The sequence below is a fragment of the Vibrio sp. SG41-7 genome, from assembly GCF_014164465.1.
GTDB classification, from domain to species: Bacteria; Pseudomonadota; Gammaproteobacteria; order Enterobacterales; family Vibrionaceae; genus Vibrio; species Vibrio splendidus.
The window spans coordinates 1-4859 of sequence record NZ_JACJFF010000207.1 but is presented as its reverse complement, the minus strand read 5'-3'; the positions used below and the strand labels follow the sequence as shown (position 1 = coordinate 4859).

Annotated in this window: 6 protein-coding genes and 3 pseudogenes; 4 read left to right on the top strand and 5 right to left on the bottom strand. The window is 42.2% G+C overall.

Annotated features, from left to right (window positions below):
* Positions 1 to 405: pseudogene (locus H5300_RS25560) on the bottom strand (helix-turn-helix domain-containing protein); the annotation flags it as partial.
* Positions 406 to 554: 149 nt separating this feature from the next.
* Complete coding sequence (locus tag H5300_RS25555; RefSeq protein ID WP_182797240.1) at positions 555 to 1064, bottom strand: helix-turn-helix domain-containing protein; 510 nt, start codon at positions 1062 to 1064, stop codon at positions 555 to 557.
* A gap of 493 nt (positions 1065 to 1557) precedes the next feature.
* Here H5300_RS25555 and ihfA point away from each other — a divergent pair, with 493 nt between their 5' ends.
* On the top strand, positions 1558 to 1854 hold the full coding sequence (gene ihfA / locus H5300_RS25550) for an integration host factor subunit alpha (RefSeq protein ID WP_182797239.1): 297 nt from the start codon (positions 1558 to 1560) through the stop codon (positions 1852 to 1854).
* 182 nt (positions 1855 to 2036) lie between these two features.
* On the opposite strand, the gene H5300_RS25545 is transcribed toward ihfA, so the two are convergent.
* The gene (locus H5300_RS25545; RefSeq protein WP_182797238.1) at positions 2037 to 2204 is read right to left on the bottom strand and encodes an AlpA family transcriptional regulator; all 168 of its coding nucleotides are present in this window, start codon (positions 2202 to 2204) and stop codon (positions 2037 to 2039) included.
* A gap of 142 nt (positions 2205 to 2346) precedes the next feature.
* Here H5300_RS25545 and H5300_RS25540 point away from each other — a divergent pair, with 142 nt between their 5' ends.
* Both H5300_RS25540 and H5300_RS25535 read left to right on the top strand, forming a co-directional pair.
* Positions 2347 to 2784: a regulatory protein RecX gene (locus H5300_RS25540; RefSeq protein WP_182797237.1), complete on the top strand. Its 438-nt coding sequence runs from the start codon at positions 2347 to 2349 to the stop codon at positions 2782 to 2784.
* A 57-nt stretch (positions 2785 to 2841) separates the two neighbouring features.
* A complete protein-coding gene (locus H5300_RS25535) occupies positions 2842 to 3093 on the top strand; it encodes a helix-turn-helix domain-containing protein (RefSeq protein ID WP_182797236.1) in 252 nt (83 codons plus the stop codon).
* A 112-nt stretch (positions 3094 to 3205) separates the two neighbouring features.
* Here H5300_RS25535 and H5300_RS25530 read toward each other — a convergent pair.
* Positions 3206 to 3902 (bottom strand): annotated as a pseudogene (locus H5300_RS25530) (IS1 family transposase).
* 206 nt (positions 3903 to 4108) lie between these two features.
* Here H5300_RS25530 and H5300_RS28165 point away from each other — a divergent pair.
* A pseudogene (locus H5300_RS28165) lies at positions 4109 to 4237 on the top strand (ISAs1 family transposase); the annotation flags it as partial.
* A 12-nt stretch (positions 4238 to 4249) separates the two neighbouring features.
* Here the strand turns inward: H5300_RS28165 and H5300_RS25525 are convergent.
* The gene (locus H5300_RS25525; protein WP_182797235.1) at positions 4250 to 4564 is read right to left on the bottom strand and encodes a hypothetical protein; all 315 of its coding nucleotides are present in this window, start codon (positions 4562 to 4564) and stop codon (positions 4250 to 4252) included.
* Positions 4565 to 4859 lie beyond the last annotated feature (295 nt).

Below are 4859 nucleotides of genomic sequence, written 5' to 3'. Positions count from 1 at the left end.
ATATTCGCCTAGCTCCTGATCATACACTTCTGCACCTACTACTTTTCTACTGAAGATATCCATTATCAAATAGAGGTAATAGTGCTTCCCTCGTATTTTCGATGGCAGATAACTGATATCCCAGCTCCATACCTGATTTGGTTTGCAGGCTTTTTGAACCTTTGGTCGAGAAGGGCTTGCGCCAGCTTTGTCACGAGTTCGCTTACCTAGCTGGTTGTGTGCTTTTAACACACGATAAAATGTAGACTCTGAGGCAATATAAATGCCTTCATCAGCCAACATTGGAACGATGATATTCGGCGGTAAATCGGCATACTCTGGTGTATTGCAGATATCTAATATCTGCTGCCTTTCGGCTTCTGATAGCTTATTATGAGGCTCGTGCTGCCGAGGATGCTGACGCATATCACTTGTGACTTCGGCAGAGTTCCGTGTCCAACGCTGAAACGTTCGTATTGATAACCCAACGGTGTAACAAGCCTTTGTCTTTGTTGCCCCTTTACGTACTGCTTCATCAACAAGTGTGACTATTTTAAGCCGCTCTGAGATAGGAATCAGTCTTCCTCGTTGGTTTCCCAGAGGGCATTGAACTTTTCCCGCAAAACCAGTAGCGCAGCCGTTTCAGCAAGTGCTTTCTCTTTACGTGCCAACTCCTTCTCTAAGGCTCTTACCTTTCTGCGTTCCTCACGTAGTTGCTTATTTTCTTTGTGTGACATTGAAGTCGATGTTGCGCTCTGCGCCTTGATAGATAGTGCTCGCCAGGCTTTAACGTCATCGACAAATAACCCTTTAGACCTACAGTATTCAGCTAACTCGCGTTCAGACATTGTTGCAGTTTCAATCACTATGAAAAATCTCTGCTCCGCTGAATAATCAGTAGTATTTTTTAAGGGCGGCTCTGTAGACAACAGGCCGCTTTCAACAAGTTCATTTCTCCACTTAGATACCACGGAAGGACTCACATCTAATTCTTTAGCAATTCTTCGATGAGACCAATTATATGGTGGTAACAGCCAAGTTTGACCTTTGGTTTTCACATCAATTGGAACTGGATTAGCTGGCATAGTTATCTCCTTAAAAATCTAGACGACAACTAGGCTGACACGGGGGGTTATTGGGTGATCTGCTTAGATGAAAATACGCACGCGCAAGTCATCAGGGCCACGACGTATGCGAATCGTCGATAAGTAGGCCGAATGTAGAGCGGCAGTCCAAAACCCATCAACATAAGTTTAGCGGATGTTTGACAACCGGGGGAATCCATGTACCTACATCAAAGCTACAAACCCTACAATTCAATGCACTTCTGAAATATAACTTCAACTTAAGACTGCTGGATAGAAATTTTTAGCTATTTATATTTAAATGTAAGCTGTTTGCTTTCTGACTTGAAAGAATAATAAAATAGTTGAGATAAAAAATTGGATAAAATCAGAAGCTTAGCATACACTTCCCTTGCAAGTGCCCTTATCTCATTGATTAAATAGGGTAAATGCTTCGGCTTCAGGCGCTACTGACGATAGTAGCAAGGTTTTACATAGCTTTGAGGAAAGTTTTATGGCACTCAAAAAGGCCGATTTGGCGGAGAACCTGTTTGAGACACTCAGATACAGCAAACGGGATGCCAAGGAAACGGTTGAAGTGTTTTTCGAAGAAATTCGTAAAGCACTCGAAAATGGCGAACAGGTAAAACTGTCAGGTTTTGGTAATTTTGATCTTCGCGAGAAAAACGAGCGCCCGGGTCGTAACCCTAAAACTGGTGAAGACATTCCAATCTCTGCTCGACGTGTTGTTACTTTTAGACCGGGGCAAAAACTAAAAGCCCGCGTAGGAAGTATTAAAATAGAGAAGTAGCCAAGCAATAGACCACGCATAGCGTGGTCTTTTTTCACCCCTAAACCTTTTAGATTAAGGCGCTCTTGTCCCGAAGCAACTTAGATAACTTTATTCTAGCCCAATGAAACAAAATGCCTCCGACTCAAATTCCTTTCTAAAAAGCATAAAGCCAGCAGCTTTCGCTACTGGCTCGGTCATTGTTATGCTCGATTCTCAATCCACTCATCCAATTCATGCTCAACCCATGCGGAGGCTCGCTCACCAAGCGATACATTGTGTGGAAACTCCCCATGAGCCATCATTTTGTAGATGGTCGACTTACCTAGCTGCACTCTTTCTATGACTTCTTTTAAACGAACTAATCTCATGAAATTTTCCTCTATGGTTATCACTCATGTTAATACGCACAAGAGGCACTGAATACGATAAGAAGTCCTTTGGTGTATAGTACAGTAGCTGCGGGGCCATTAAACAGGCGAAGTCCATTGAACCGAAATGGAGGTGAAGGTTATGGGTATTCAAAAACTGTATGATTATGCGGTTTCTCTCCTAGCAAAACGTGATTATTCATCGGGAGAGTTACGCTCTCAACTGAGTCGCTTGGCTGAGAGTGACACGGTTGAGCAAGTTATGGAGAAGTTACTCTCTCACCATTATGTGAATGACGAGCGGTTAATTGAACGTGAAATTGAGAAGCAGCTTTTAAAACGTCATGGCCGTGCCAAAATAAAGCAAGAGCTCAGGAAGCAAGGGGTCGACGCGTTACTCATTGAACAAGCTTTGGAAGATTTAGACGTAGACTGGTTTGAGCTTTGCCTTGAAGCAAAACAGAATAAATTTGGTGAAGCGAAGCCCAAAGACAAGCAGGAGAAAAGGAAAATGATTCGATATTTGCAATATCGAAGACACGCGATGGCATGCATCCTGGAAAGTCTGAGCGATTCATAGACAAACTCGATTTATTTTTTATAATGACCGACCTTTTTTATCCTAGTAAGTAATACCATGTCCGAAGCCATGCTCATTGATAAGCAACATCTCATTACCACGTTAAAACGCCAGCTTGAACCAACAAGAACAGAGAGACACGCCACGCCTGATGTATCGTGGGTTGTACCAATGGTAAGAGACGTGCTGTTAGAAGAAATCATGGCTCATGCCCGAGGCAATCAGTTAAAAGCGGCTCGTCAATTGGGCATTAATCGTGGAACGTTACGCAACTATCTTACTCAGTTTGACGAAGTCCGCTATCGCTAACGTCTCTTGCTCAAACACAGGACGTTTGGCTTCTACCCAATAGCGCCAAGTGCTCGATGTAAGCGGTAGCAGTGCTTTTATCGTTATTTTGGTCATGACTCCAACCTGTTGATTAATGATAATACTCTCGTTCAATAAAGGTGCCGATAACCTTATCGTGCATCTCTTCTGATTTAGAGAAACCAATGGTTTTTCTGACTAGTCGCTTAATACGAGACCTTAGTGTAAGGTTGGTTCTTTCTATCCTCTGAGTGTATCGTTTTCCAATGATATGTTTATCTCTCGGTATAGTCGATGAGTACACGCTATAGTCATCGGTGCAGTAAAATGGGATTGTGGATTTTGATAATAGCCGTTGTAGCTCATTAAAGGCATCGGTATCTCTTTTCCCAAAAGCATGAGCAATCACACGTTTATATCGAGGTTCCCCTGCGTACCAAAGCCAACGTTGATTTTTCTTCTTAGCAACAAATGACCATTGCTCGCCCACTTCGCATATCAATTCAATATTAGCGAGGTCAAAAGGTATCGTTGTGACTTGTTTTGGCGTGAGTTTTTTTAAGTGCGTAGTACGGTGTTATACCCCACCTTTAATACACGTGCTGTTTCTCTAACACCAGAGCTATTCATAGCCATATCAACGATTTGTTCTTAACCCTTGGTTTGTAGGCTTCGTTGGCATAGTCGAGTTGGAATGAACGCTTGCAATCAAGGCAACGAAATCGCTGAAAGCCAGCGGCCCCTATACCATGCTTCCGTACAGGCTCAGTTTTATTCCAAAAGCGGCAGTTTACTTGAGTGGTAGCCATCGAAATACCTCTAAAAAGTGAGGTCAGATTCTATGATATAATCAACAGGTTGAAGTCATGACCGTATAGGCACGCAAGAGGCATATAACAAATAAGGATTAAGCGCGGCCCAGCCAGCGTTAAATCCCGAGTGCTGAACAAGCCCGAGCCTTTATAGCAGTGAGTGGTGTGAACCACTCTAGAAGTGGTAGCAGCCTTGCCATAAGGTAAGCACGGTGCATGGACGCATTGAAACTCGTCATTGCGAACAGTTGGTTATCGATAGAAGTTAGCTAACCCAAAAGTATCGCTGGGATAGCTTACATATTATACTCAAAGTGACCGCTACGGTTGAAAGTGGATATGCTTTAAGGCCACGCTCTTTTTCTTCTGCCGTTATTACTTTCTTTAATAAGCTCAATTGCCTTTTTGGACTTATCCTCTATACCTCTTAAGCTTTGTGTGACTTTCTCTTGAAATTCATGATTTTTTTGGGTTAGTTCATTATTTTGGTTATTAGATGGCGCATTGAGTTGATGGAGCAACTGTTCCATTTTTTTATTTTTCCCCTCCAACATACTTACTTTTTCTGTTAATTCACGAATCATCCCATTTTGCTCTTGTAGCTTGGAATTTATACTATTAAAAGCCTGCAATATTTTTCCAATACTCTGCTCTGACATTTAATCAAGCACTCCATTCTCGTGGATGTAACAAGTTCACCATTTTGTACTAATGGCGAGCTCTGCCCTTACTTTACTAACTGAACTTGATAAATCACACATGTTTCTAGCCTAGCTGGAACTGAGCACTCAGATTGAGTATAGATTCACGAACATCCATAGAAACAGAACTGAAGTGGCATAGTGAATTTGGCCACCTGATTAAGAGGTGATGTATGATCATCTCGATACTAAAACAGGTGACATTATGACTAAGCGTGAAAGACGCACTTTTAACCCAGAATTTAAACTTGAA

What these genes read in the sequence shown, in the direction of transcription:
- H5300_RS25545 (WP_182797238.1), bottom strand. Translation starts at nt 2,204, where the DNA reads ATGAGATTAGTTCGTTTAAAAGAAGTCATAGAAAGAGTGCAGCTAGGT.
- H5300_RS25535 (WP_182797236.1), top strand. Translation starts at nt 2,842, where the DNA reads ATGTCCGAAGCCATGCTCATTGATAAGCAACATCTCATTACCACGTTA.
- H5300_RS25540 (WP_182797237.1), top strand. Translation starts at nt 2,347, where the DNA reads ATGGGTATTCAAAAACTGTATGATTATGCGGTTTCTCTCCTAGCAAAA.
- ihfA (WP_182797239.1), top strand. Translation starts at nt 1,558, where the DNA reads ATGGCACTCAAAAAGGCCGATTTGGCGGAGAACCTGTTTGAGACACTC.
- H5300_RS25525 (WP_182797235.1), bottom strand. Translation starts at nt 4,564, where the DNA reads ATGTCAGAGCAGAGTATTGGAAAAATATTGCAGGCTTTTAATAGTATA.
- H5300_RS25555 (WP_182797240.1), bottom strand. Translation starts at nt 1,064, where the DNA reads ATGCCAGCTAATCCAGTTCCAATTGATGTGAAAACCAAAGGTCAAACT.